21 protein-coding genes are annotated in these 22,777 nt (G+C 66.0%); 13 read left to right on the forward strand and 8 right to left on the reverse strand.

What is annotated here, in order from left to right; translation table 11 throughout:
• The first annotated feature begins 77 nt into the window (after positions 1-77).
• From EWH21_RS10325 to EWH21_RS10345, 5 genes are all read left to right on the forward strand, one after another.
• Positions 78-527 (forward strand): YcgN family cysteine cluster protein, encoded by a 450-nt coding sequence (locus EWH21_RS10325; RefSeq protein WP_175253573.1) that lies wholly within the window; start codon positions 78-80, stop codon positions 525-527.
• A gap of 100 nt (positions 528-627) precedes the next feature.
• On the forward strand, positions 628-1,854 hold the full coding sequence (locus EWH21_RS10330) for a hypothetical protein (protein ID WP_047589726.1): 1,227 nt from the start codon (positions 628-630) through the stop codon (positions 1,852-1,854).
• A 127-nt stretch (positions 1,855-1,981) separates the two neighbouring features.
• Positions 1,982-2,506: a sigma-70 family RNA polymerase sigma factor gene (locus EWH21_RS10335; protein ID WP_277700444.1), complete on the forward strand. Its 525-nt coding sequence runs from the start codon at positions 1,982-1,984 to the stop codon at positions 2,504-2,506.
• Positions 2,503-3,453 (forward strand): FecR domain-containing protein, encoded by a 951-nt coding sequence (locus EWH21_RS10340; RefSeq protein ID WP_277700445.1) that lies wholly within the window; start codon positions 2,503-2,505, stop codon positions 3,451-3,453. Before EWH21_RS10335 ends, EWH21_RS10340 begins: the two co-directional genes overlap by 4 nt.
• 154 nt (positions 3,454-3,607) lie before the next feature.
• Positions 3,608-6,088 (forward strand): TonB-dependent receptor, encoded by a 2,481-nt coding sequence (locus EWH21_RS10345; RefSeq protein WP_277700604.1) that lies wholly within the window; start codon positions 3,608-3,610, stop codon positions 6,086-6,088.
• Positions 6,089-6,091: 3 nt separating this feature from the next.
• Here the strand turns inward: EWH21_RS10345 and EWH21_RS10350 are convergent, their stop codons facing one another.
• Positions 6,092-6,442 carry a YajD family HNH nuclease gene (locus EWH21_RS10350; RefSeq protein ID WP_037053485.1) on the reverse strand — a complete coding sequence of 117 codons (351 nt, stop codon included), beginning with the start codon at positions 6,440-6,442 and terminating at the stop codon, positions 6,092-6,094.
• A 75-nt stretch (positions 6,443-6,517) separates the two neighbouring features.
• Between EWH21_RS10350 and EWH21_RS10355 the strand changes: the two genes are divergently transcribed.
• Positions 6,518-6,826, forward strand: coding sequence for a hypothetical protein (locus EWH21_RS10355; protein ID WP_277700446.1), 309 nt, complete (start codon positions 6,518-6,520; stop codon positions 6,824-6,826).
• Here EWH21_RS10355 and EWH21_RS10360 read toward each other — a convergent pair.
• The 4 genes from EWH21_RS10360 to EWH21_RS10375 form a co-directional block, all read right to left on the reverse strand.
• Positions 6,823-7,293, reverse strand: a complete 471-nt coding sequence (locus EWH21_RS10360) for a cyclic nucleotide-binding domain-containing protein (RefSeq protein WP_037053474.1) — start codon at positions 7,291-7,293, stop codon at positions 6,823-6,825. The genes EWH21_RS10355 and EWH21_RS10360 overlap by 4 nt on opposite strands.
• A gap of 142 nt (positions 7,294-7,435) precedes the next feature.
• Complete coding sequence (locus EWH21_RS10365) at positions 7,436-9,058, reverse strand: methyl-accepting chemotaxis protein (RefSeq protein WP_277700447.1); 1,623 nt, start codon at positions 9,056-9,058, stop codon at positions 7,436-7,438.
• A gap of 240 nt (positions 9,059-9,298) precedes the next feature.
• Complete coding sequence (locus EWH21_RS10370) at positions 9,299-10,663, reverse strand: TIGR01777 family oxidoreductase (RefSeq protein WP_277700448.1); 1,365 nt, start codon at positions 10,661-10,663, stop codon at positions 9,299-9,301.
• Positions 10,663-12,699, reverse strand: a complete 2,037-nt coding sequence (locus tag EWH21_RS10375; protein ID WP_277700449.1) for a S9 family peptidase — start codon at positions 12,697-12,699, stop codon at positions 10,663-10,665. The genes EWH21_RS10370 and EWH21_RS10375 overlap by 1 nt, the downstream gene beginning before the upstream one ends.
• Before the next feature lie 101 nt (positions 12,700-12,800).
• Here EWH21_RS10375 and EWH21_RS10380 point away from each other — a divergent pair, with 101 nt between their 5' ends.
• The 5 genes from EWH21_RS10380 (at position 12,801) to EWH21_RS10400 (ending at position 16,301) form a co-directional block, all read left to right on the forward strand.
• Positions 12,801-13,274 (forward strand): hypothetical protein, encoded by a 474-nt coding sequence (locus EWH21_RS10380; RefSeq protein WP_047586607.1) that lies wholly within the window; start codon positions 12,801-12,803, stop codon positions 13,272-13,274.
• Positions 13,275-13,337: 63 nt separating this feature from the next.
• The gene (locus EWH21_RS10385) at positions 13,338-13,784 is read left to right on the forward strand and encodes an HIT family protein (protein ID WP_179553947.1); all 447 of its coding nucleotides are present in this window, start codon (positions 13,338-13,340) and stop codon (positions 13,782-13,784) included.
• A 4-nt stretch (positions 13,785-13,788) separates the two neighbouring features.
• Entirely contained in the window at positions 13,789-14,562 is a 774-nt protein-coding gene (locus tag EWH21_RS10390; protein ID WP_037053469.1) for a class II glutamine amidotransferase, read from the forward strand.
• Positions 14,563-14,578: 16 nt separating this feature from the next.
• Positions 14,579-15,103: a DUF2937 family protein gene (locus EWH21_RS10395; RefSeq protein ID WP_134677975.1), complete on the forward strand. Its 525-nt coding sequence runs from the start codon at positions 14,579-14,581 to the stop codon at positions 15,101-15,103.
• A gap of 142 nt (positions 15,104-15,245) precedes the next feature.
• Positions 15,246-16,301 (forward strand): DUF2167 domain-containing protein, encoded by a 1,056-nt coding sequence (locus EWH21_RS10400; protein ID WP_277700450.1) that lies wholly within the window; start codon positions 15,246-15,248, stop codon positions 16,299-16,301.
• A gap of 87 nt (positions 16,302-16,388) precedes the next feature.
• On the opposite strand, the gene EWH21_RS10405 is transcribed toward EWH21_RS10400, so the two are convergent.
• Both EWH21_RS10405 and EWH21_RS10410 read right to left on the reverse strand, forming a co-directional pair.
• Positions 16,389-17,567, reverse strand: a complete 1,179-nt coding sequence (locus EWH21_RS10405; protein ID WP_037053464.1) for a VWA domain-containing protein — start codon at positions 17,565-17,567, stop codon at positions 16,389-16,391.
• Positions 17,568-17,732: 165 nt separating this feature from the next.
• The gene (locus tag EWH21_RS10410; RefSeq protein WP_277700451.1) at positions 17,733-18,578 is read right to left on the reverse strand and encodes a MoxR family ATPase; all 846 of its coding nucleotides are present in this window, start codon (positions 18,576-18,578) and stop codon (positions 17,733-17,735) included.
• A gap of 204 nt (positions 18,579-18,782) precedes the next feature.
• Between EWH21_RS10410 and cysK the strand changes: the two genes are divergently transcribed.
• Positions 18,783-19,754 carry a cysteine synthase A gene (cysK, locus tag EWH21_RS10415; RefSeq protein WP_037053461.1) on the forward strand — a complete coding sequence of 324 codons (972 nt, stop codon included), beginning with the start codon at positions 18,783-18,785 and terminating at the stop codon, positions 19,752-19,754.
• 171 nt (positions 19,755-19,925) lie between these two features.
• Here the strand turns inward: cysK and EWH21_RS10420 are convergent, their stop codons facing one another.
• Complete coding sequence (locus tag EWH21_RS10420; protein ID WP_047586597.1) at positions 19,926-20,816, reverse strand: DMT family transporter; 891 nt, start codon at positions 20,814-20,816, stop codon at positions 19,926-19,928.
• A gap of 194 nt (positions 20,817-21,010) precedes the next feature.
• Here EWH21_RS10420 and aceK point away from each other — a divergent pair, with 194 nt between their 5' ends.
• Positions 21,011-22,729, forward strand: coding sequence for a bifunctional isocitrate dehydrogenase kinase/phosphatase (gene aceK / locus EWH21_RS10425; protein ID WP_277700452.1), 1,719 nt, complete (start codon positions 21,011-21,013; stop codon positions 22,727-22,729).
• The last annotated feature ends 48 nt before the right edge of the window (positions 22,730-22,777 follow it).

Below are 22,777 nucleotides of genomic sequence, written 5' to 3' on the forward strand. Positions count from 1 at the left end.
CGCCCCGCGCGGCTTGGCCCGGACGGGCGCACGAGCTAGACTGCCGCGCTTTTCTCCGCCGAGTCCATACTGCCGTCATGGCCGCCAAAGTCGAACCCTTCTGGAAACGCAAGACCCTCGCCCAACTCGACCAGGACGAGTGGGAATCGCTGTGCGACGGTTGCGGCCTGTGCTGCCTGCAGAAACTCGAGGATGAAGACGACGGCGCCGTCTACTACACGCGCATCGCCTGCAAGCTGCTGGATCTGCAGACCTGCCGTTGCAGCGACTACGCCAATCGGGTCAAGCACGTGCCCGATTGCATCCAGCTCACGCCGGCGCAGGCCGACCAGTTCCAGTGGCTGCCACCGACCTGCGCCTATCGCCTGGTCAGCGAGGGCAAGGACCTGCCCCTGTGGCATCACCTGGTATGCGGTGACCCGGAGGCGGTGCATATCGAGCGCATCTCCCAGGCTGGACGCATGCTCAGCGAGAACAGCGTCGCCGAGGACGACTGGGAAGAGCACCTGATCTTCCGCGCGGGTTGATTGCCTCGCCACTTCGTGGCAAATCTGTCGGGCGCCCATGGAATTGCCCCGGGGCGTCGCGGTCATATGCCGCCAGTTCCCGCACCAGGAGTGTTGCTCGATGTCCCTTCGCTTGCCGTTGTTATCGTCTCTGCTGCTTCTGAGCCTGCCGGCCTTCGCCGCGACCCAGAAGGTCGATCTGGATTATCGCGTGCGCTTCCTGCCGGACAGCGATCAGGCCGAGGTCAGCATCACCCTGGAGAAGGGGGAGCGCGTCCGCAGCCTGGATTTCAACCTGGGTGACGACGGGCGCTACAGCGACTTCGAGACCGACGGCCAGTGGTCACAGGAGGTCGCCGGGCGCGGCAAGTGGCAGCCGGGCAAGGGCAAGAGCGTGCTCAGCTACCGGGTGCAGATCGACCATGAACGCAAGTCGGGGCGCTATGACGCGCGGATGACCAAGGACTGGGTGCTGCTGCGTGGCGACGACCTGGTGCCGGCGGCCAAGCTCGATCAGCAGGACAAGACCGAACTGGTGTCGCGCCTGCAGTTCGACCTGCCCAAGGGCTGGAAAAGCGTGGAAACCGGCTGGCCACGCATCGGCAAGAACCGTTTTCGCGTCGACAATGCGCAGCGCAAGTTCGACCGCCCGACTGGCTGGATGCTCGCCGGCAAGCTCGGTACCCGGCGCACGCGCCTGGGCGATACCGAAGTCGCCATCTCCGCGCCGGTGGGCGAGGGCATGCGGCGCATGGATATCATGACCTTCCTCACCTTCGTCTGGCCGCAGTTGCAGCAGGTATTCCCGCGTGATCCGAACAAGCTGCTGATCGTCGGGGCCGGCGATCCGATGTGGCGTGGCGGCCTGTCGGCGGCCAATTCCTACTACATGCACGCCGATCGTCCGCTGGTCAGCGAGAACGGCACCAGCTCCCTGGTGCACGAGCTGGTGCATGTCTTCGGGCGCATCTACGGGCGCGAGCGCAGCGACTGGATCGCCGAGGGCCTGGCCGAGTACTACGCCATCGAACTGGTGCGCCGCGCGGGCGGCATCAGCGAGGAGCGTTACCAGAAGATCCGCGAGCAGCTGATCGACTGGAGCAAGCCGGTCAACAGCCTGCGTACCGATCACGCCACCGGGCCGGTGACGGCGCGTGCGGTGCTGCTGCTGCAGGAACTGGATCGCGAGATTCGGCAGAAGACCAAGGACAAGGGCAACCTGTCACTGGACGACGTGACCCGCGGGCTCATGCGCCTGGACCGGGTCAGTACCCAGGATTTCATCGACATCACCGAGAATGTCATCGGTGGTCCGTCGAAGACGCTGGATACGCGCCTGTTGCGTTGAGTTGACCTGCATACGATAACTGCTATTAAATGATAGTTATTATCATTAATTGGCGCCTTCGGGCGCCTCATGCAGTTAGGGGGCCTCGTGCAGGCAGTCTGTTGCACCGCGCCCGCTGGTGCCGCCCGTGGATGAGCAGTTTCGCGGCACCTTCTCGTCGGTCTACCGCAGCGTCCACACGGAACTGACGCGCTTCTTCCGCAAGCGCCTGGAAAGCCAGGCCGATGCCGCCGATCTGGCTCAGGACGCATTCGCCCAGTGGCTGGGCTGGCGGGATCGCGGTGGCGTCGAGCAGCCGCGCGCCTTTCTCTTTCACATCGCGCGCAACCTGCTGCGTGACCACTGGCGTCGCCAGCAGCGCCAGGGCCAACGCGAGCCGCTGGAAGCGATCGCGGATACCGCCGCCACGCAAGCGAGTCCACTGGAGCGCCTCGACCAGCAGCAGCGCCTGCGACAGCTGGCCCGTGCCCTGGAGGGCCTGCCACCGCGACGGCGCGAGGCGCTGATCCTGCACCGCTTCGAGGGCCTGTCGCAGAGCCAGGTGGCTGAGCGCATGGGCATCTCGCTGAGCATGGTGGAAAAACACATCGCCGCCGCCCTGCTGCATTGCCGGCAGCAACTGACGCCTGACACAGGGAAGGATGAGCAATGAGCGAGCATCGAGTCGACCCGACGTCGCCTGACGAGCAGGCCGCCCTCTGGTTCGCCCGGTGCCATGGCGATGCCTTCGGCGCCCACGACGAAGCCGACCTGCAGGCCTGGCTGGCGGCCGACCCCGCCCATGCCGAGGCGTACGCCGACCTGCAGCTGCTCTGGCAGGACATGGCCCAACTACCCAGGCCGCCGATTCCGGCTGAACGCCCGGCGCCCCGGCGGCGCTGGCGTTCGCTGGCGGCAGCCGCCTGCCTGGTGCTGCTGGCGCTGCTGCCGGCCTGGCTGGATGTCTCGCCGGATGGGGCGCTCACCCTGGTCAGTGGGCCGCAGACGCCCCGCGAGGTGACCCTGGAGGATGGCAGCCGTATCCATCTCAATCGCAACACGCGCCTGGAGGTGCGCCTGCTGGCGGAGCGGCGCGAGGTCGAACTGGTGCAGGGGCAGGCGTTCTTCGAGGTGGCCAGGGATGTGCAACGGCCGTTCCGGGTGCAGGCCGGGGAGGGGAGTGTGCAGGTGCTCGGTACGCGCTTCGACGTGCGCCGTGGCCGCGAGCTGCTGACCGTGAGCGTGGAGAGCGGGCGGGTCGCCCTGCAGCCACGTGCGGATGCCCCGCTGGTCGAGCTGCTGGCAGGGGATCGTGCGGTCTACGACGGCAGCCGGGGCACCTTGCTGCGCTCGCGGGTCGCCGACGGCGAAGTGGCCAGCTGGCGTTCCGGGCGGCTGGTCTTCCAGCAATGGCCACTGGCACAGCTGCTCGATGAGCTGTCGCAGTACGGCGCGACGCCGGTGTCGTTCGGCGATGCCGCGCTGGCCGCCAGGCAGGTGTCCGGCAGCGTCGATCTGGCGCGGCCCGACGACTTCCTCAGCGCCTTGCCGGTGCTCCTGCCGGTGAAGGTCGAGCCGCTGGACGATGGCAGCGTTCGGCTCATCAGTGCACCTGATTAAAAATATTTTCATTCTCATATGCGGATATTTTTCATTTAAGCGTCTTCCATGCCAACCACCTCATGCCGTGGTGGTGTTGCAAGCAGTGGAGACCCGCATGAAAACCCGCATTTCGCCCAGTGCCTGGTGGCGTTCCCGCACCGGTGCCGCCCTGATGATCGGTTGCCTGATGGGGGCAACCGCCCAGGCGCAGCCACGTGATTTCGATCTGGCCGCGCAGCCCCTGGGCAGCGCGCTGACGGCCCTGGCCCGGCAAGGGCAGCTGCAGATCTTCTTCGAGAGCGATCAGGTCCAGGGGCTGCAGGGGCCCGCGCTGCGCGGGCGCTACGAACCCGTCGAGGCGCTGCGGCAGTTGCTGCGCGGCAGCGGCCTGGAGCTGGTGGAGGCGGCGGGGAGTTTCGTGGTGCGCCGCATGCCGGTCTCGACGACCGAGGCCAACGCCATCGAACTGGGCTCCGTCAGCATCGTGGGCGACGGTCGCCAGGTCGACTCGGCCAGCGTCGGGCGCTCGACGCTGACGCGCAAGGAGATCGAGCGTCAGCAGGCGGAGAACATTCCCAGCCTGCTGCAGACGCTGCCGGGCGTGAGCATGGGCGGGTCGTCCAAGCAGGGTGGGCAGACGGTCAACATCTGGGGGCTGGGTGATGCCGAGGACGTTCCGTTCAGCCTCGACGGCGCGTCCAAGAGCGGCTTCGAGCGCTACCAGCAGGGTACGGTGTTCATCGAACCCGAGCTGATCAAGCGCATCGAGGTCGAGAAGGGGCCCTATTCGGTGTTCACCGGCAACGGCGGCTTCGGCGGTACCGTGCACATGGAGACCAAGGACGCCCCGGACCTGCTCGAGGAGGGACGTGACCTGGGCACCATGCTCAAGTATGGCTATCACAGCAACGATCAGCAGAAGCTCTACAGCGGCGCGGTCTACGGCCGCAGCGAGGATGCCCGCTTCGACGGCCTGGCCTACCTGACCACACGCGATGGCCGCGACATGAAGCTGGCCGGGAACATCCAGCTCGAACCCGAGTACGAGTATCCGCAGCGCTATCCGTTCACCGACAAGAAACTCGATGGCGCCTTGCTCAAGGGCAACTTCCGACCGAACGACGAGCACAGCTTCGGCCTGACGTTCATGCGTTCGCGCAGTGACGAGTTCGTCCCCTTCAGCGCGGCCAGCTTCCTGTTGCCGAGCAAGTACAGCATCGACCGCTACGGCAGCCTGGAGGCGGCCATGCGCCGGCTGATGGCCGATCGCAAGGTGACCGACACCACCTGGGCCGGCCGCTATCGCTACCAGCCGCTGGACAACCCCTGGATCGACCTCGAACTGAAGGCCTCCTGGTCCGAAACCGAGCAGATCGACGAGCGCGGCGAGGATGCCAGCTACTCGCTGGCCACCGGTGGCAAGTGGATGCGCACGGACTATCAGGACCGGGTCGTCGAGCTGCGCAACACCAGTCGCTTCGACACCAGCGTACTCGGCCACGAGCTGACCGCAGGGGTGGCCTGGCACGGCCACAAGCGGGACGTGCTGATGTACCTGCCGGGTTCCACCTACAACCGTCCGCAGTACAACTATGGCTGGTTCCAGCCTTACTTCATGCCGCGCGGCTCGCAGACGTCGCGCAGTGCCTACCTGCAGGACGCGATCACCCTGGGCGACCTCACCATCACGCCGTCATTGCGCTTCGACACGGTGCGCAACCAGGGCAAGGAAAACCTGGCATCGAACTACAACAACCCCGAGCGCGGGCATGACTATCGGGCGCAGACCTACACGGGCTGGTCGCCGCGCCTGTCGCTGTTCTGGCGGGTCACCGACGAGTTCGCCCTGTTCGCCGACTACGCCCGGACCTGGCGCGCGCCGGTGATCGACGAGCAGTACGAGCTGCAGAACAGCACGACCATCGGCGGAACCAGTCGCGGCCTGGACGCCGAGCGTATCCGCGCCTTGCGTGCGGGCAGCGTGGTCAGCCTCGGCAACCTGCTGCGCGAGGGTGACAGCCTGCAGGTCCGCACGACGGTGTTCCACCACCGGATCGAGGACGAGATCTTCAAGCTGCGCAGCATCGCCTGCGAGCGCCAGGCTGCGGAGGGGGGCTCCATTTCCGCGAAGTGCGGCGAATACCTGCCATTGTCCAACTACCGCAACCTGCCAGGCGTGACGCTCAAGGGGTTCGAGGTGGAGACCTACTACGATAGCGACCGCCTGTTCGGCAGCCTCACCTATGCCTGGGTCAGCGGCAAGCACGACGGTGCCTACAGCAACCCCTGGGGGCCGGACGTCTGGGCCCGCGACGTGCCGCCGGCGAAGTGGGTCGCGACGCTGGGCCTGAAGGTGCCCGAGGCGGACCTGCTGATGGGCTGGCAGGGCGAGTTCGTGCGCAAAACCGACCGCTTGCCCAGCGACTTCTACGATGTCTCCGGCGAGAGCGTGTGGGATCAGCACGACAACGACAGCTACGACACCCACCGGCTGTTTGCGGAGTGGGCGCCGACGATGAAGGGGCTCAAGGGCACGCGGGTCAACCTGACCGTGGACAACCTGTTCAACCGCTTCTATCGACCGGCGCTGAGCGGCGACGGTGCCTACAGCCAGGGGCGCAATGCCAAGATCAGCGTGACGCGCTTCTTCTGACGATCAGGACTTCTTCAGCAGATCCGCCAGGCCGGCCAGGCCCTTGTGCGTGACCTTGCTGCCAGAGCCGGCGCTGGCCGCTTCCTCTTTCTGGTAGTGCAGGTCGACCTGGCGCTGGTGCTCGTTGTCGTGGCAGTACAGGCACAGCAGCTCCCAGTTGGAGCCGTCTTCCGGGTTGTTGTCGTGATTGTGGTCGCGGTGGTGCACGGTCAGCTCGCTCAGGCGCTTGCCGCTGAACTCGCGACCGCAACGGCCACAGAAGTGCGGGTACATGCGCAGCGCCTTTTCCCGGTAGCTGGTTTCGCGGCGCTGCTGGGCCTCGGCGAGAATCTTGTCGAGCTTGCTGGTGGTCATGAGTCGTTTCACTGGAACGTTCGTGGGTGGGTGTTGCCAGAATAGAACGAAAGCGCATCGCGCAGGAGGTCTTCGATGAAGCATGTCAGGCCCTGGCTGGGCACTCTGCTGTTGCTCGTGGGGCAGGCCCTGGCCGAGGGGCAATCCGCACCGCTGCTGCGCATGCCGGAAACGTCGACGCAGCCCACCACCAGCCAGCCTTATGCAAGACCGGCACAGACGCCTGCCGGGCGCTCGGGGTTGGCGCCGCTGTTGCCGGCGCCGCGCTCCGCACCGGCGAAGGACCTGCCGCTGGAGTCGCTGCAGCAGCAGTTGCAGCGCAATCAGCAGGGTGGCAACGAGCGCCGCAGCCCAGGCGCGAGCGAGACGCGGAAGACCGACTAGGGCTGGTTGACCAGGCGCCCGTCGGCCATGCGCAGGCGCCTGGACATGCCGACGGCGATGGCGCGGATCACCTGGGCGGCCGTCCTCGGGCTTTCCTGCAGCATCTTGTCCAGCGCGTCCTTGCCCAGCGACAGCAGCACGCAGTCGCAGGTGGCCACGCAACTGGCCGAGCGGCGTTCGCCGTCGAGCACGGCCATCTCGCCGAAGGCGCGGCCACGGCGCAGGCGGGTCACCTCGACCTCGTCGCCGCTGGCATTGCTCTTGCGGATCGAGACGCTGCCCTGGACCAGGATGCACATGAAGGTACCGGCGTCGCCTTCGCTGAAGATCGCCGTCCCCTCGTTGATGCGATTGAGGTTGAAGTAGCCGGCGGCGGTCTGCACGTCGCTGCGATCCAGGGTGTCGAACAGGCCGCAGTCGAGCAGCATGTCGCGGATCGCGTCGATCAGGTGGGAGGTATCGGACATTGGGGCGTCACGCTGAAAGAACGAGCTGGCGACCTTAGCGTCTGCGCTCGGCGTTGCCAATCCCGTCTTCCTGCCGATGTGACGGGCAGCAGGCAAACCCGGCAGGGCGGCGTCGCGTTCACCGGCGCCGCCCGCTGGCGCCCTAGAAACTGAAGCGGCGCATCACCCCCTGCAAGCGCTCGGACATGCCCTGCAAGGCACGAATGGCCTGGACGATGCCGCCTTGCGCGGCGGAGTTCTCCTCGACGATCTGCGCGACCTGTTCGACGTTCTGCGCCACCTGTTCGCTGGCGGCGCGTTGCTGCTGCAGGGCGGTGGCGATGAGCCCCACCGACTGCAGCGACTCGTCCAGTGCCACGCGGATCTCGCCCATGGTGGTGGCGCTGTTCTCCACCAGTTGCAGGCCGGTGTCCACCCGCGAGCAGGTGGCGGACATGCTGTCGCGGGCCTGGCACACGCCATTGTGGATGGCCTCGACCAGGGCGACGATCTCGGTGGTGGACTGTGCGGTGCGCGCGGCCAGGCTGCGCACCTCGTCGGCCACCACGGCGAAGCCACGGCCCTGTTCACCGGCGCGGGCGGCCTCGATGGCGGCGTTGAGGGCGAGCAGGTTGGTCTGTTCGGCGATGCCACGGATCACGTCGACGATGGCGCCGATGTTGCCGGACTGTGCGGCGAGTTGCTCGACATCGCCGGAGCACTGCGTCACCAGCGAGGCGATGCGGCGGATCTCCTCGATGGCCTGGGTGGTCACCTGCAGGCCGCTGTCGGTCAGCTCGCCGGCCTGGCGGGCGCGGTCGTGGGTGTGCTGGGCGCTCTCCGCGATGTGGTTGATGCTCACCGCCAGTTGCTCGACCGTGGCGGCCATCGCCGCTGCGGTGTCGCTCTGGATATTGGCGCTGTTGAGCACCTGTTCGGAGGAAGCGGCCAGTTGCAGGGTGGCGCACTCGATTTCCTCGGAGGCTTCGCCGATGTTGCCGATCACGTCGTGCAGGCCGTGGCGCATCGCCTGCACCGATTTCATCACGCCGCTGCTGCCAGCGCCGTCCTGCTGCGCGCCGTCGAGGCGGCCGGAGGCGATGCGGGCGCTGATCGCCTCCAGCTCACCGGGTTCGGCACCCAGCTGGCGGCCGAGCAGGCGGCTGAAGTAGAGCACGTGCACGCTGCCCAGCAGCAGCGCGACCACCAGCAGCAACAGGCTCAGGCGCAGGCTCCTGGCGTAGGCCGCTTCACCCAGCAGGTACTGGCGCTTGGCCTCGCCGAGCTGGACTTCGATCAGCTCGGAAAACTTGGCCGACAGCGGGTCGATCAACGGGTACAGGTCGTTGCTGGCGAAGCGCTCGATCTCGCCCCGGTCACCCCGGATGAGCTGGCTCTGCAGCTGCTCAAGGGGCTGCTGTGCCTTGCTCATCAGGGGGGTGATCTCGTCGATCAGGCGCCGCTCGTCGGCGATCAGCTGGGTGGCCAGGTAGGCTTTCCAGATCTCGGCGATACGCTGCTGGGCCTGCTCGATCATCTGTTGCGCGGCGTTGCCGCTGAGGGTGCCGCTGCGCGCCTTCTGCGTGGCGTCGACGATGTTCACCGCGTAGAGGTCGGCAATCTGCTTGAGGTCGCGCAGCGGTACCACGCGGTCCAGGTAGACGGTCTGCAGGCCGCCGACGGTGGTCTTGAGGCCATGCAGGCCGAGCAGGCCGACGGCCAGCAGCGCGGTGAGCAGAACGCCGGCGAGTAGCAACAGGTGAGTGCGTATCTTCCAACTCTTCATGGCAGGGTCTTCCTTGGCAGCAGGAAAGGGTGGCTCATGGCCATCGCCAAGCGCCGTGCGTTCAGCCTAGATCAGATTTCGCCGCCAGCGCGGCGAGTTGGTCGAACGGTCAGGTTTGTTACCGTTCGTCGCTGAAAAGTGGCAGCAGGCCAGGTGTGGCGGGGCTTTGACGCCAGAGAGAGTGCCGCGCCAGCACCCGCTTCAGGGCGCTGGCCGAGCCTTGGCCGCCGCTGCGCGCGGCTAGCGCCTGGCGAGCAGTTGCTGGAGTGCGGGTTGCAGCTGCGGGTAGCGGAAACGGTAGCCGCTCTGCAGCAGGCGGGCCGGCACCACGCGCTGGCCGGTGAGCAGGACTTCGTCGGCCATCTCGCCCAGCAGCAGGCGTACCAGCGCGGCCGGCACCTTCAGTCGCAGGCGCGCCCAGGGCACCTGGCGCTGCAACGCCTGGCAGAAGTCCCGGTGGCTGACCGGTTCGGGGGCGGTGAGGTTGACCGGGCCGCTGAGTGGCGTGTGCATCAGGTAGCTGCAGATATCCAGAACATCGTCCAGGTGTATCCAGGGCATCCATTGCCGGCCGTCGCCCAGCTGGCTGGCCACACCCAGTTCGAAGGGGCGCTTGAACTCGGCCAGCGGTCCGCCATCGCGACCCAGGACGATGCCGATACGCAGCAGGCACACGCGCAGGCCAAGCGCCTGCATCTGCAGGGCCCTGGCCTCCCATTGAGCGCACAGCCGATGGGAGAAACCGTCGTGCGCCTCGCTGTCTTCATCGAGCGGCTCGTCCTGCCAGTGCCCGTAGTAGCCGACGGCGGAGCCGCTGAGCAGCACCTCGGGCTTGTGCTCCAGGCGCTGCACCAGTTGCAGCAGTGCGTCGGTGGTGTCGAGCCGGCTGCTCAGGAAGCGTTGCTTGCGCGCAGGGTTCCAGTGTTGCCCGGCCAATGGCTCGCCAGCCAGGTTGATCAGGCAGTCGATGCGCTCATCGCTGGCGATCTGCGCCAGGTCGGTCAGCGCACTGATGCGCCCGCGCACCTGGCCGAGACCGGCCAGGTCGCGGGTCAGGATCAGTACCTCATGGCCGGCCTGGCTCAGCGCGGTGGCCAGCGGGCTGCCGATGAAACCACTGCCGCCGGTGATCAGCACACGCAGGCGACGCCCGCTGTCATGGCGCAGTGTCAGCGCCGGCGGACGTGGCCGGGTGGCGGGCTTCAGGGCCAGCAACGGGATGCCCATGGCCAGAGCGGCCGCGCCGTTGAGGTAGGCGTGCAGGGTGAAGCCGAAGGCGATGGAGAAGGCACTGTCGAGCAGGCTCCACAGCAGCAGGGCGGCGATCAGTACGGGTTTGATCAGGCCCAGGCCGTGGCGGCGGTAGATCACCAGCAGTGCGCAGAACAGCAGGCCCCAGCTGGCCACGGTGGGCCCGAACAGGCCAACCAGGGTGCGCAGCGGCACCTGCTGCTCGGGGCTCGGCAGGGGCAGGCCACGGGCGGCGTGCAGGTAGTCGAAGTACCCCTGGGTCAGTGGCAGGTGGGCGGCAAAGGCCAGCACGATGCCCAGCAGCACGTGCCCCGCGCCCATCAGCAACAGCCAGCGATACAGCAGGCCCTGCATCAGCGGATATCCAGTACGCGCAAGAGGAAGGCGTACTCAAGCGCCACGTCGCGGATCCCCTGATAGCGACCGCTCATGCCGCCGTGGCCGGCGTCCAGGTCGGTCTTGAGCAGCAGCAGGTTGTCGTCGGTCTTGCGCTCGCGCAGCCTGGCCACCCATTTGGCGGCTTCCCAGTACTGCACGCGGCTGTCGTTGTAGCCAGCGACGGCGAGGATGGCCGGGTAGGCCTGGGCGCGGACGTTCTCGTAGGGGGCATAGCCCTGCAGCCGGGCGAAGACCTCGGGCTGGTTGGGGTCGCCCCATTCGTCGTACTCGGTGACGGTCAGCGGCAGGTCCGGGTTGAGCATGGTGTTGAGCACGTCGACGAAGGGCACCTCGGCGATGGCGGCGGCGAACAGCTCTGGGCGCTGGTTGAGCACCGCGCCGATCAGCAGGCCACCGGCGCTGCCGCCGCTGATCGCCAGGCGTGCGGGGCTGGTCAGGCCCTCGGCGATCAGGCGTTCGGCGCAAGCGATGAAGTCGTCGAAGGTGTTCTGCTTGTGCTCGAGCTTGCCGGCACGGTACCAGGCTTCGCCCATCTCGCCGCCGCCGCGCACGTGGGCGATGGCGAAGATGAAGCCGCGCTCCAGCAGGCTCAGGCGGGCGTGGGAGAACCAGGGGTCGAGGCTCGCGCCATAGGCGCCGTAGCCATAGAGATAGAGCGGTGCCGGCTGGCCGGCGGCGAAGACCTCGCGGCGCGCCACCAGGCTGATCGGCACCAATGTACCGTCACCCGCGGTGGCCCAGAGGCGGCGGCTCTCGTAGGCGTCGGCGTCGAACGGACCTTCCACCGGCGTTTGCTTGAGCACCTGCTGCTCGCCGCTGGCCAGTTCCAGCTGGCGTACCTGGGCAGGGCGGCCGAGGGCCTCGTAGCGCAGGCGGATCACCGTGCTGTGGAACTCCAGGCCGTCCTGCACGTAGAGGCTGTAGGCGGCATCCGGCAGGGCGACGCGGTAGCTGGCCGCTCCCTGCGGCTGCACCTCGAGCACGGGCAGGCCGCCTTCGCGCAAGGCGAGGACGATGGCGCTCTGATTCAGGGTCGCGCCCTCGAGCATCACCTGCGCATCGTGCGCGCGAATCTGCTGCCAGTGCGGGCGTTGCGGCTGGTCTTCGGCGGCGCGGTACAGGGCGAAATTGATGCCGCTCTGGTTGCTGCGGATCAGCCAGCACCACTGGCCGTCGAGCATGCCGTGGTCGGCGTCGTACTCGTGGCCTTCCTCGCGCGGCGCCAGGCAGGCGAATGCTGCTTGCGGCGTGTCGGCGTCCAGCACCCAGACTTCGCTGGTGGTCTTGCTGCCCAGTTGCAGGATCAGCTGACGTTCGGAGCTGGACCGATAGCAGTGCAGGAAGAAGCGACCGTCGGTTTCCTCAAACACCGCTTCGGCCGCGTCATCGCCGAGGCGGTGGCGGTGCAGCCTGTACGGGCGGTGGGTGTCGTCCAGTTCGGTGAAGAACAGGGTCTGGCTGTCGTTCGCCCAGGTCATACTGCCGTCGCAGTCGTCGAAGGGCAGCTCGCGTATCGCGCCGCTGTCGAGTTCCTTCACGAACAGGCGGTAGATTTCGTCACCGCTGCTATCCAGGCTGTAGGCCAGGCGCCGCTGGTCGGGGCTGATGCTGAACGCGCCCACCGAGAGAAAACCGCCGGCGGCCAGTTCGTTGGGGTCCAGCAGCAGCGTCTCGCTGGCCGCGTCGACCTCGAGCGAAGCGCCCGCCGGGCGGGCGCAACGGTAGTGGCGCGGGTACTCGTCGCCTGCCGTGGTGCGCTGGTAATAGAGATAGTCCCCCCAGGGCGTGGGCAGCGACAGATCGGTTTCGCGAATGCGCCCCTTGATCTCCTCGAACAACTGCTCGCGCAGGGCATGCTGCGGGGCCAGGGTGCTTTCCAGGTAGGCGTTTTCCGCTTGCAGGTAGGCCAGCACCTCCTCGCTGTCGCGGTTTTCCAGCCAGCGGTAGGGATCTGTGCCGGCTTCCTGGCGGGCACGAGGGGCAGTGGACATGCTGAAACTCCAGAACTGGGTGCCCGACAGGGGCGCCGGGGCGAGCAAAAGCCGTTATCATAAGCGCCCCTTTGCCACACCTGCCACGCCGGCGACTGCTTATGATGAACGAAAACGACTACCTCATGGCCTGGGCCGCATACGGTGTTGCCGCCCTGGGCTGCCTGCTGGTGTGGATGCGCATGACCACCTGGATGTGGCGCTATGCGCGTGAGCCGCTGCGGGTGCTGGTGGCCGTGCTGCTGTTCAGTCCGACCATCGTCGACCCGGCGCGTGAGCTGTTCGCCCCGGCGATTGCCGTCACCGCCATGGACCTGTTGCTCAAGGTCGGCAACAACGCCTGGCGTGCGGTGGCCGACCTGTCGCTGTATGGCCTGATCGCCTTCGCCCTGTACCTGCTCTTCGTCGCCATCCGCTGGCCCATCGAACGCTGGTGGCAAGGTCGCCGCGAAGAGCAGGTGAGCGAGGTCGACAACGATTCGCGTACGCTGCGCGAGCGGATGGAAGAGGACGACGACCTGCCGCTGCGTGACTACGGCCACGACCGTTCCGGTCGTCTGGAACCGCGTATCTGATCTGCCGCCTTGCGCCTGCCGCTGCAGGCGCAAGGCCGGCTGGCCCAGTGCAAGGGAGGCTCGATGGATTGCGTGTTCTGCGCCATTGCCGAGCGACGGCTGCCGGCTCACCGCCTGTACGAAGACGATGATTTCATCGTGCTGCTGGATATCTTCCCCATGCGGCCGGCCCATGTGTTGATCGTCAGTCGCCGGCATGCGCCTTTTCTGCGCGATCTGCCGCCTGCGCTCGCTGAGCGCCTGCTGCCCCTGGCCGAGCGGGTGGCTGCGGCGCTGCGTCAGGCAGGCTACGGTGGCCAGGGCATCAACCTGTTGATCAACGATGGCCCGGACGCCAATCAGCACGTCCCCCATCTTCATCTGCACCTGATTCCACGCCGGCCGGGTGACCTGCCGGCATTGCTCTGGCGGCTGCTGACGCGTTTTCTGCCGCTGGGGCGCAAGCGCATCGAAGCGCGCCTGCAGGATGAAGCCGATCGCCTGCGCCTGATCCTCGCCAAGGAGAATTGATTCGATGTGCGAATTGCTCGGCATGAGCGCCAACGTTCCGACCGATATCGTGTTCAGCTTCACCGGCCTCATGCAGCGCGGTGGCCGTACCGGGCCGCATCGCGATGGCTGGGGCATCGGCTTCTACGAGGGCCGGGGCCTGCGCATCTTCCAGGACCCGCAGGCGAGCAGCGAGTCGGAGGTGGCGCAGCTGGTGCAGCGCTATCCGATCAAGAGCGAGGTGGTGATCGGCCACATTCGCCAGGCCAACGTCGGCAAGGTGTGCCTGGTCAACACCCATCCGTTCAGCCGCGAGCTGTGGGGGCGCAACTGGTGCTTCGCGCACAATGGCCAGCTGGCGGGGCTCACCGGCTCCAGCAGCTTCTATCGCCCGGTCGGCGATACCGACAGCGAAGCGGCCTTCTGCGATCTGCTCAATCGTGTGCGCCGGGCCTTTCCCGAGCCGGTGTCGGTCGAGGTGCTGCTGCCCGTGCTGGTCGCGGCCTGTTCCAGCTATCGTCAGCTCGGCGTGTTCAACTGCCTGCTCAGCGATGGCGACTGGCTGTTCAGCTTCTGTTCGAGCAAGCTGGCGCACATCACCCGGCGTGCGCCCTTCGGCCCTGCGCAGCTCAAGGATGCCGACCTGAAGGTGGATTTCCAGGCGGAAACCACGCCTGACGACGTGGTTACGGTGATCGCCACCGAACCGCTGACCGACAATGAGCAATGGTCACGCTACGAACCGGGCGAGTGGCGGTTGTGGCGTCGTGGCGAGTGCGTCGCCAGCGGCAAGGCCTGAGAGAGGGGAACGAGGCATGTTGAGAAGCTATCTGCGGCTGACGCTGTTCGCCTTCGGCCTGCTGCTGGGCGTGCAGGTACCGGGGTTCGTCGACGATTACGCCAAGCGCGTCGAGGCGCATCGCCTGGAGTCGCAACAGAGTCTCAAGGGCTTTCAGGACACCGCCAGCAAGTTCTTCAAGGGCGACATGGACGCGCTGGTGGCGCACTACCGCGTGAGTGACGACCCGGTGATGCGCAGCGATGCGCAGAGCGTCGCCCACCTGGTAGAGCGCGCGGCCCTGCTCGAGCGCGAATGGCAGGCCATGCAGGGGGCCTGGTACGAACAGGCCTGGCACCTGGCCACGGGGGCCGACCGCGGGCTGTTCGAGGAGACGCTGCAGGCGTACCGCTACCAGGTGCTGTTCACCCCGGAGGCGATTCTCTGGGGCCTGGTCTGCGCCTTGCTGCTGGCCTGGCTGGTCGAGTTGCTGATCCTCACGCTCGGCTGGATGTCCGGCGCTGGACGAACCCGGCAGACGCAGCAGCGACACTGGCGCTGAGCGGGACGGAGACGGGCGCAGGGCGGCTGTCCCTGGCTGGCATCGCGCAGAAATTTGCACTGGTTCGCCTGCGCGGCGGGTGGCGCGTGTTAATGTAATACGGCGTTACATTTAATCGCCTCAGTGTATCTCTGGAGTTTCCATGCCGATCAAGGATTCGATCCTGGCAGCCGCGCTGGCTGCCGTCCTGCCTTTCCTGTCCGTTGCCCATGCCGATTCCACGGCTGAGCCGGAGCCTGCCGCTGCGGTTGCCGAAGTCGATGAAGACGGGCAATGGAGCAGTCCCGAAGCGTTCGTCGCCAGCCTGGAGTTCAAGACCGGCCGCGTGGTGCTGGGCAATGACCTGGCGACGCTGAACCTGCCCGATTCGCTGGTGTTTCTCGACAGTGACAATGCCCAGCGCCTGCTGGTCGACGGCTGGGGCAATCCGCCGGACGACGTGCCGCCACTGGGGATGATCCTGCCGGCTGGTATCTCGCCGCTGGCCGATGAGTCCTGGGGCGTGACGGTCGAGTACGAGGACAGTGGCTACGTCTCCGACGAGGACGCCGCCGATATCGACTACGGCGACATGCTCGAAGACATGCAGTCCGACATGCGCGAATCCAACGCTTGGCGCGAGGAAAACGGCTACGAGACGGTGCAGCTGGTCGGCTGGGCCGCCGAGCCGCGCTACGACGCCGAAGGCAAGAAGCTGCACTGGGCCAAGGAGCTGAAGTTCGGCGACAGCGACATCAACACCCTCAACTACAACATCCGTGTGCTGGGTCGCAAGGGCGTGCTGGTGCTGAACTTCGTCGCCAACATGGACCAGCTGGCGGAAATCGAAGCCAACGTGCCGGCGGTGCTGGCGGCTACCGAATTCAATCCGGGCCAGCGTTACGCCGAGTTCAACCCGGACCTGGATACCGTTGCGGCCTACGGCCTGGGTGCGCTGGTGGCGGGCAAGGTGGCGGCCAAGACCGGCCTGCTGGCCATGTTGCTGGTGCTGCTGAAGAAGTTCTGGTTCATCCCGGTGGTGCTGTTCGGCTGGCTGGGCAAGCGCCTGGGCCTGCGCAAGAAAGACCCTGCGCCGAGCGCGGAGGAGAGCGCCCCGGCCGCGCCTGCGGCTGCCGAGCGCAAGCCGGAGGAACCGCCGCAGACACCGGCGCAGACGGTGATGGACCTGAACAAGCCGGACGATGCCGACAAGCGCTGATTCCGACGCCGGGCCCGGAGGTACTCCGGGCAAGGAAAAACGCCGCGACACCTGTAAAGGGGTCGCGGCGTTTTCGTTGCGGCCGGGCTATTTGGACAGGTACTTCATGCCGTCTTCCAGGCCCTGCAGGGTCAGCGGGTACATGCGTTCTTCGATCAGCTCGCGTACCAGGCCGGTGGAGGCGGTGTAGTTCCAGGTGTCCTTGGGGTAGGGGTTGATCCAGATGATCTTCTTGAACTTCTCGGTGAAGCGTTTCATCCAGACGTAGCCGGCTTCCTCGTTCCAGTGCTCGACGCTGCCGCCTGCCTGGGTGATCTCGTAGGGCGCCATGGCCGCATCGCCGACGAACACCACCTTGTAGTCGGCGCCGTACTTGTGCAGCAGGTCCAGGGTCGAGGTGCGTTCGCTGGTGCGGCGCATGTTGTTCTTCCACACGCTCTCGTAGATGAAGTTGTGGAAGTAGAAGTACTCCAGGTGCTTGAACTCGGTCTTGCACGCCGAGAACAGCTCCTCGCAGACCTTGACGTGGGCGTCCATCGAGCCGCCGATATCCAGCAGCAGGAGGAGCTTCACCGTGTTGCGGCGCTCCGGGCGCATCTGGATGTTGAGCAGGCCGCCGTCCTTCGCGGTGTGGTCGATGGTGCCGTCCAGGTCCAGCTCTTCGGCCGCACCCTGGCGGGCGAACTTGCGCAGGCGGCGCAGGGCCACCTTGATGTTGCGCGTACCCAGTTCGACCTGGTCGTCGAGGTTCTTGTACTCGCGCTGGTCCCACACCTTGGCGGCCTTGCCCTGGCGCTTGCCGGCATCGCCGACGCGGATGCCTTCCGGGTTGTAGCCACCGGAGCCGAACGGGCTGGTGCCGCCGGTACCGATCCACTTGTTGCCGCCGGCGTGCTTTTCCTTCTGCTCTTCGAGGCGCTTCTTGAACTCCTCGATGAGCTTGTCGAGGCCGCCGAGGCTCTGGATCTGCGCTTTTTCCTCGTCGCTCAGCAGGCGTTCGAATTCCTTGCGCAGCCACTCTTCGGGGATCATCGCCTCGATGTGTTCGTTGAGGTTCTCCAGGCCCTTGAAGTAGGCCCCGAAGGCGCGGTCGAACTTGTCGAAGTGACGCTCGTCCTTCACCAGGATCGCCCGCGCCAGGTAATAGAACTCGTCCATGTCGGCGAACACGACGTTGTGCTTGAGCGCGTTGATCAGGTCGAGCAACTCACGCACCGACACCGGCACCTTGGCCGCGCGCATTTCGTTGAATAGGTTGAGCAGCATTGTCTGTGCCCTCGGGATAATCCGTAGGGTGGGTTAGTCGCGTAGCGGCGTAACCCACCGTTGATGCCGTCGGCATCATGCTTGCCAGCCTGACGGCTGGGCGGTGGGTTACGCTTCGCTAACCCACCCTACAAAGGCGCTGGCCGACGCGCAGCCGCCCGATGTTTACCGAGAAGCGCGGCGGGTCATGAAGGCCAGGCGCTCAAGCAGCTGCACGTCCTGCTCGTTCTTCACCAGGGCGCCGGCCAGTGGCGGGATGGCCTTGGTCGGATCGCGCTCGCGCAGTACGGCTTCGCCGATGTTGTCGGCCATCAGCAGTTTCAGCCAGTCCACCAGTTCGCTGGTCGAGGGCTTCTTCTTCAGGCCCGGCACCTTGCGCACGTCGAAGAACACGTCCAGCGCTTCGGCCACCAGCTCGCCGCTGATGTTGGGGTAGTGCACGTCGACGATCTTTTTCAGGGTGTCGCGATCGGGGAAGGCAATGTAGTGGAAGAAGCAGCGACGCAGGAAGGCGTCAGGCAGCTCCTTCTCGTTGTTCGAGGTGATGATGATGATCGGGCGCTGCTTGGCCTTGATCGTCTCGTCGGTCTCGTAAACGTAGAACTCCATCTTGTCGAGTTCCTGCAACAGGTCGTTGGGGAACTCGATGTCGGCCTTGTCGATCTCGTCGATCAGCAGGATCACGCGCTCGTCGGACTCGAACGCCTCCCACAGCTTGCCTTTCTTGATGTAGTTGCGAACGTCGTGGACCTTGTCGGAGTCGAGCTGCGAGTCACGCAGGCGGCTGACCGCGTCGTATTCGTAGAGGCCCTGATGCGCCTTGGTGGTCGACTTGATGTGCCAGGTGATGAGGCGGGCGCCGAAGGCTTCGGCCAGTTGCTCGGCGAGCATGGTCTTGCCGGTGCCCGGCTCACCCTTGACCAGCAACGGGCGCTGCAAGGTGATGGCGGCGTTGACCGCCAGCTTGAGGTCGTCGGTGGCGACGTAGGACTGGGTACCTTCGAACTTCATCGGAAAATCCTCGGAGCGATAGCGCGGGGCGGCCCGCAGCAGAAATTCAGAGCGCGACTATAACGCGCAGCCTTGGTGGCTGTGAACGCAGACGCAGTATTCAGTCACTGAATGGCGGGTCACCCGGCTTTCGGTCTGACTGCTGGACGGCCAGCGGGCGGCGGCATAGGCTTGGGGTTTTTCCTGCCCGCAAGGACTTCCATCATGAGTCGTATCTTCGCAGACAACGCCCAGGCCATCGGCAATACGCCGCTGGTGATGATCAACCGCCTGGGCCCGAAAGGCGTGACCATCCTGGCCAAGATCGAAGGACGTAACCCGGCGTACTCGGTCAAGTGCCGCATCGGCGCCAACATGATCTGGGATGCCGAGGAACGCGGCGTGCTCAAGCCGGGCATGACCATCGTCGAGCCGACTTCCGGCAACACCGGTATCGGCCTGGCCTTCGTCGCGGCGGCGCGCGGCTACAAGCTGGTGCTGACCATGCCCGCCTCGATGAGTCTGGAGCGACGCAAGGTGCTCAAGGCGCTCGGCGCCGAGCTGGTGCTGACCGAACCGGCCAAGGGCATGAAGGGCGCGATCGAGAAGGCCAACGAGCTAGCCGCCGCCAACCCCGACTACTACCTGCCGCAGCAGTTCGAGAACCCGGCCAACCCGGCCATCCATGAAAAGACCACCGGCCCGGAAATCTGGCGGGACACCGACGGCGCCATCGACGTGCTGGTGGCCGGTGTCGGTACGGGGGGCACCATCACCGGGGTATCGCGCTACATCAAACAGACCCAGGGCAAGCCGATCCTCTCGGTGGCGGTGGAACCGGTGGGCTCGCCGGTCATCAGTCAGACCCTGGCCGGTGACGAGGTCAAGCCGGCTCCGCACAAGATCCAGGGCATCGGTGCCGGGTTCGTGCCGAAGAACCTCGATCTGGCCATGGTCGATCAGGTCGAGCAGGTCGCCGATGACGATGCCAAGGCCATGGCCCTGCGCCTGATGCGCGAAGAAGGCATTCTCTGCGGCATCTCCTGCGGTGCGGCGATGGTGGCTGCCGTGCGCCTGGCGCAGAAGCCGGACATGCAGGGCAAGACCATCGTGGTGATCCTGCCGGACTCCGGTGAACGCTACCTGACCTCGATGCTGTTCGACGGCCTGTTCACCGAGCAGGAACTGCAGCAGTAACGCGTCATGCGAGGGCCGTTGCCGTGGCTGCGCATGGATGATTGGCGCAGCCTGTGCTGATGGCCACGGTGTTTCATGCGGGCGAATCCGCTCGCTCAGGCTGTGCGCTCAGGCGCTTCCACGCCTGTAGTCTGAGCTGCCGGGCGCTGGACCGCTGATGCGCGAGCCACGCTAGGCCCTGGCAGTAGTTGGCCGAACCACCAGCCACAGGGCCAGTGCGATCAGCAGGCAGCCCGGCAGGTAGTCCCAGCTCAGTGGCTCGTCCAGCAGCAGCGCCCCCCAGAGCACGCCGAACGGCGGGATCAGGAAGGTGGTGGTGCTGGCCTTGATCGGCCCGATATCGCTGAGCAGACGGAAATACAGCACATAGGCGAAGGCGGTGCAGAGCAGGCCGAGACCGGCCAGGGACAGCCATACCTCGATGCCGCCCCAGCTCGCCGGTGCCTGCAGCGCGAGGCTGCCGGCGAACAGCGGCAGCAGGAACAGGCTGGCCCCGACCAGGCTGGCGAAGGCGGTCAGGCGATTGTCCAGGCCGCCTTGCTGGCCGATCCAGCGTCGCGTGAGGAAGCCGGCGAAGCCGTAGCAGGTCGTGGCCACCAGGCAGGCCCCCGCACCCAGCAGCAATTGCATGTCGAAGGCGACCGGGCCGGTGCGGGTCAGCACCGCCACGCCGAGCAGGCCGAGAAACACGCCGGCGGCCTTGCTCGGGGTGATGCCCTCGTGGAAGAACAGCGCGCCGATCAGTACGCCCATCAGGGGTGTCGTGGCATTGAAGATCGCCGAGTAGCCAGCCGGCAGGATCAGCGCCGCCAGGCAGTACATGGCCGATGGCAAGCCGGCGTTGATCATTCCCAGCACCAGGCAGATGCGGAATTTGCCACGAAAGTCCCAGTCGGTGCGCAGCAGCAACAGCAGGGCCAGCAGTCCCAGGGTGCCGAAGCTGGCGCGGAAGAAGGCGGTCGGCATGCTGCCCAGCACGGGGGCGGCGACCCGCATGAACAGGAAGCTGGCGCCCCAGATGGCGGCGAGCAGCAGCAGGCGAAGCAGGTCGGCGGTGCGCACGATGGATTATCCGGCAGGGGTGGGGGCGAGAGTGTTGCCGCTGGACGGCGTTCTGGCAATCCGCATCGCGCTTTCGAAGTGCGCCGTAGCTGGCCGGCTGCAAGCGGCAAACGCCTTGCCGGCATGGCGACTTGCATCCGGGCCGGGTTTGTCGGCTAAGCTCGGCTCATTCACCGCATTGACAGGGTATGCGCATGGGGCAGCAATGGCCGGCCGACGGGATCGCCCGCCTGATCCTCGATGGCTTCGACGATTATCGCGAGCAGTTCCGCCAGATCACCGATGGCGCGCGTGCCCGCTTCGAGCAGGCGCTGTGGCAGGAGGCGCAACAGGCCTCGGCCGCGCGCATCAACCTCTACGAGGACAAGGTGGCGCAGACCCGCGGGCGTCTGCAGCAGGGCTTCGATGCCGCGCTGCTGGAGGCCAGCCAGTGGCCGCTGGTGAAGAGCGCCTATATCGCGCTGATCGACCTGCGCCTCGACGACGAGCTGGCGGAGACCTGGTTCAACTCGATCTTCTGCAGCCTGTTCAGTCATGACCTGATCAGCGATGGCTGCATGTTCATCCACACCACGCGACCATCGCTGCGCAGCCGCTCGGGCGCCGCGCAGACCCGCCGCTACCGGCCAGACGGGGCACTGGACGAGGCGCTGCGGGCGATCTTCGAGGACTACGCCTTCGATGCCGCCTACGAAGACCTGCCGCGTGACCTGCAGCGCCTGGAGGAGCAACTGCGGGCGAGCCTGCCGGACTGGATCTGCAAGGACCCGGAGCTGTGCGTCGAGCTGTTTTCCTCGGTGCTGTATCGCAACAAGGGCGCCTACCTGGTCGGGCGCATCTACACCCGCGACGAGCAATGGCCGCTGGCGATTCCCTTGCTGCATCGCGAAGGGCAGGGCATTCAGGTCGATGCGGCGATCACCGACGAGGCGGAGGTGTCGATCATCTTCTCCTTCACCCGCAGCTACTTCATGGTCGATGTCGCCATCCCGGCCGACTTCATCGGTTTCCTGCGGCGCATCCTGCCGGGCAAGCACATTGCCGAGCTGTACACCTCGATCGGCTTCTACAAGCACGGCAAGAGCGAGTTCTACCGCTCGCTCATCGGCCACCTGGCCAGCAGCGACGACCGCTTCGTGATGGCGCCTGGCGTGCGCGGCATGGTCATGAGCGTGTTCACCCTGCCGGGCTTCAACACGGTGTTCAAGATCATCAAGGACCGCTTCGCCCACGCCAAGACGGTGGATCGCAACACGGTGATCGAGAAGTATCGCCTGGTGAAGAGCGTCGACCGTGTCGGGCGCATGGCCGATACCCAGGAATTCGCCGATTTTCGCTTTCCCAGGGCCAAGTTCGAGCCGCAGTGCCTGGCCGAGTTGCTCGAGGTGGCACCCTCGACCGTGGTGCTGGAAGGCGACAGCGTGCTGGTGCGCCACTGCTGGACCGAGCGGCGCATGACACCGCTCAATCTCTATCTGGAGAGTGCCAGCGAGGCGCAGGTGCGCGAGGCACTGGACGATTACGGCCTGGCCATCAAGCAACTGGCGGCGGCGAACATCTTCCCCGGCGACATGTTGCTGAAGAACTTCGGCGTGACCCGTCATGGCCGGGTGGTGTTCTACGACTACGACGAGATCTGCTTTCTCACCGAGGTGAACTTCCGCAGGATTCCACCGCCGCGCTTCCCCGAGGACGAGATGAGCGCCGAACCCTGGTACTCGGTGGCGCCCAACGATGTGTTCCCCGAGGAGTTTCCGCCCTTCCTGTTCGCCGATATCAAGCAGCGCCAGCTGTTCAGCAGGCTGCACGGCAACCTGTATGACGCCGACTACTGGAAGCAACTGCAGGACGCGATTCGTGCTGGCAAGGTGATCGATGTGTTCCCCTATCGGCGCAAAAGCCCGGTGATTTGATCGGCTCTGGTTGAAATCCGCCTTGCCAGGCCTAATCTCATAGGAGAG

It is taken from the genome of Pseudomonas sp. REST10, assembly GCF_029542605.1.
GTDB classification, from domain to species: Bacteria; Pseudomonadota; Gammaproteobacteria; order Pseudomonadales; family Pseudomonadaceae; genus Aquipseudomonas; species Aquipseudomonas khazarica.

Bases quoted from the DNA above. Each gene is read 5' to 3' on its own strand.
- EWH21_RS10370 (WP_277700448.1), bottom strand. From the start codon at position 10,663: ATGCAGGGCCTGCTGTATCGCTGGCTGTTGCTGATGGGCGCGGGGCAC.
- EWH21_RS10410 (WP_277700451.1), bottom strand. From the start codon at position 18,578: ATGAAGTTCGAAGGTACCCAGTCCTACGTCGCCACCGACGACCTCAAG.
- EWH21_RS10390 (WP_037053469.1), top strand. From the start codon at position 13,789: ATGTGCGAATTGCTCGGCATGAGCGCCAACGTTCCGACCGATATCGTG.
- EWH21_RS10325 (WP_175253573.1), top strand. From the start codon at position 78: ATGGCCGCCAAAGTCGAACCCTTCTGGAAACGCAAGACCCTCGCCCAA.
- EWH21_RS10345 (WP_277700604.1), top strand. From the start codon at position 3,608: ATGATCGGTTGCCTGATGGGGGCAACCGCCCAGGCGCAGCCACGTGAT.
- EWH21_RS10360 (WP_037053474.1), bottom strand. From the start codon at position 7,293: ATGTCCGATACCTCCCACCTGATCGACGCGATCCGCGACATGCTGCTC.
- EWH21_RS10355 (WP_277700446.1), top strand. From the start codon at position 6,518: ATGAAGCATGTCAGGCCCTGGCTGGGCACTCTGCTGTTGCTCGTGGGG.
- EWH21_RS10375 (WP_277700449.1), bottom strand. From the start codon at position 12,699: ATGTCCACTGCCCCTCGTGCCCGCCAGGAAGCCGGCACAGATCCCTAC.
- cysK (WP_037053461.1), top strand. From the start codon at position 18,783: ATGAGTCGTATCTTCGCAGACAACGCCCAGGCCATCGGCAATACGCCG.
- EWH21_RS10365 (WP_277700447.1), bottom strand. From the start codon at position 9,058: ATGAAGAGTTGGAAGATACGCACTCACCTGTTGCTACTCGCCGGCGTT.
- EWH21_RS10350 (WP_037053485.1), bottom strand. From the start codon at position 6,442: ATGACCACCAGCAAGCTCGACAAGATTCTCGCCGAGGCCCAGCAGCGC.
- EWH21_RS10405 (WP_037053464.1), bottom strand. From the start codon at position 17,567: ATGCTGCTCAACCTATTCAACGAAATGCGCGCGGCCAAGGTGCCGGTG.
- EWH21_RS10385 (WP_179553947.1), top strand. From the start codon at position 13,338: ATGGATTGCGTGTTCTGCGCCATTGCCGAGCGACGGCTGCCGGCTCAC.
- EWH21_RS10340 (WP_277700445.1), top strand. From the start codon at position 2,503: ATGAGCGAGCATCGAGTCGACCCGACGTCGCCTGACGAGCAGGCCGCC.
- aceK (WP_277700452.1), top strand. From the start codon at position 21,011: ATGGGGCAGCAATGGCCGGCCGACGGGATCGCCCGCCTGATCCTCGAT.
- EWH21_RS10400 (WP_277700450.1), top strand. From the start codon at position 15,246: ATGCCGATCAAGGATTCGATCCTGGCAGCCGCGCTGGCTGCCGTCCTG.
- EWH21_RS10395 (WP_134677975.1), top strand. From the start codon at position 14,579: ATGTTGAGAAGCTATCTGCGGCTGACGCTGTTCGCCTTCGGCCTGCTG.
- EWH21_RS10330 (WP_047589726.1), top strand. From the start codon at position 628: ATGTCCCTTCGCTTGCCGTTGTTATCGTCTCTGCTGCTTCTGAGCCTG.
- EWH21_RS10380 (WP_047586607.1), top strand. From the start codon at position 12,801: ATGATGAACGAAAACGACTACCTCATGGCCTGGGCCGCATACGGTGTT.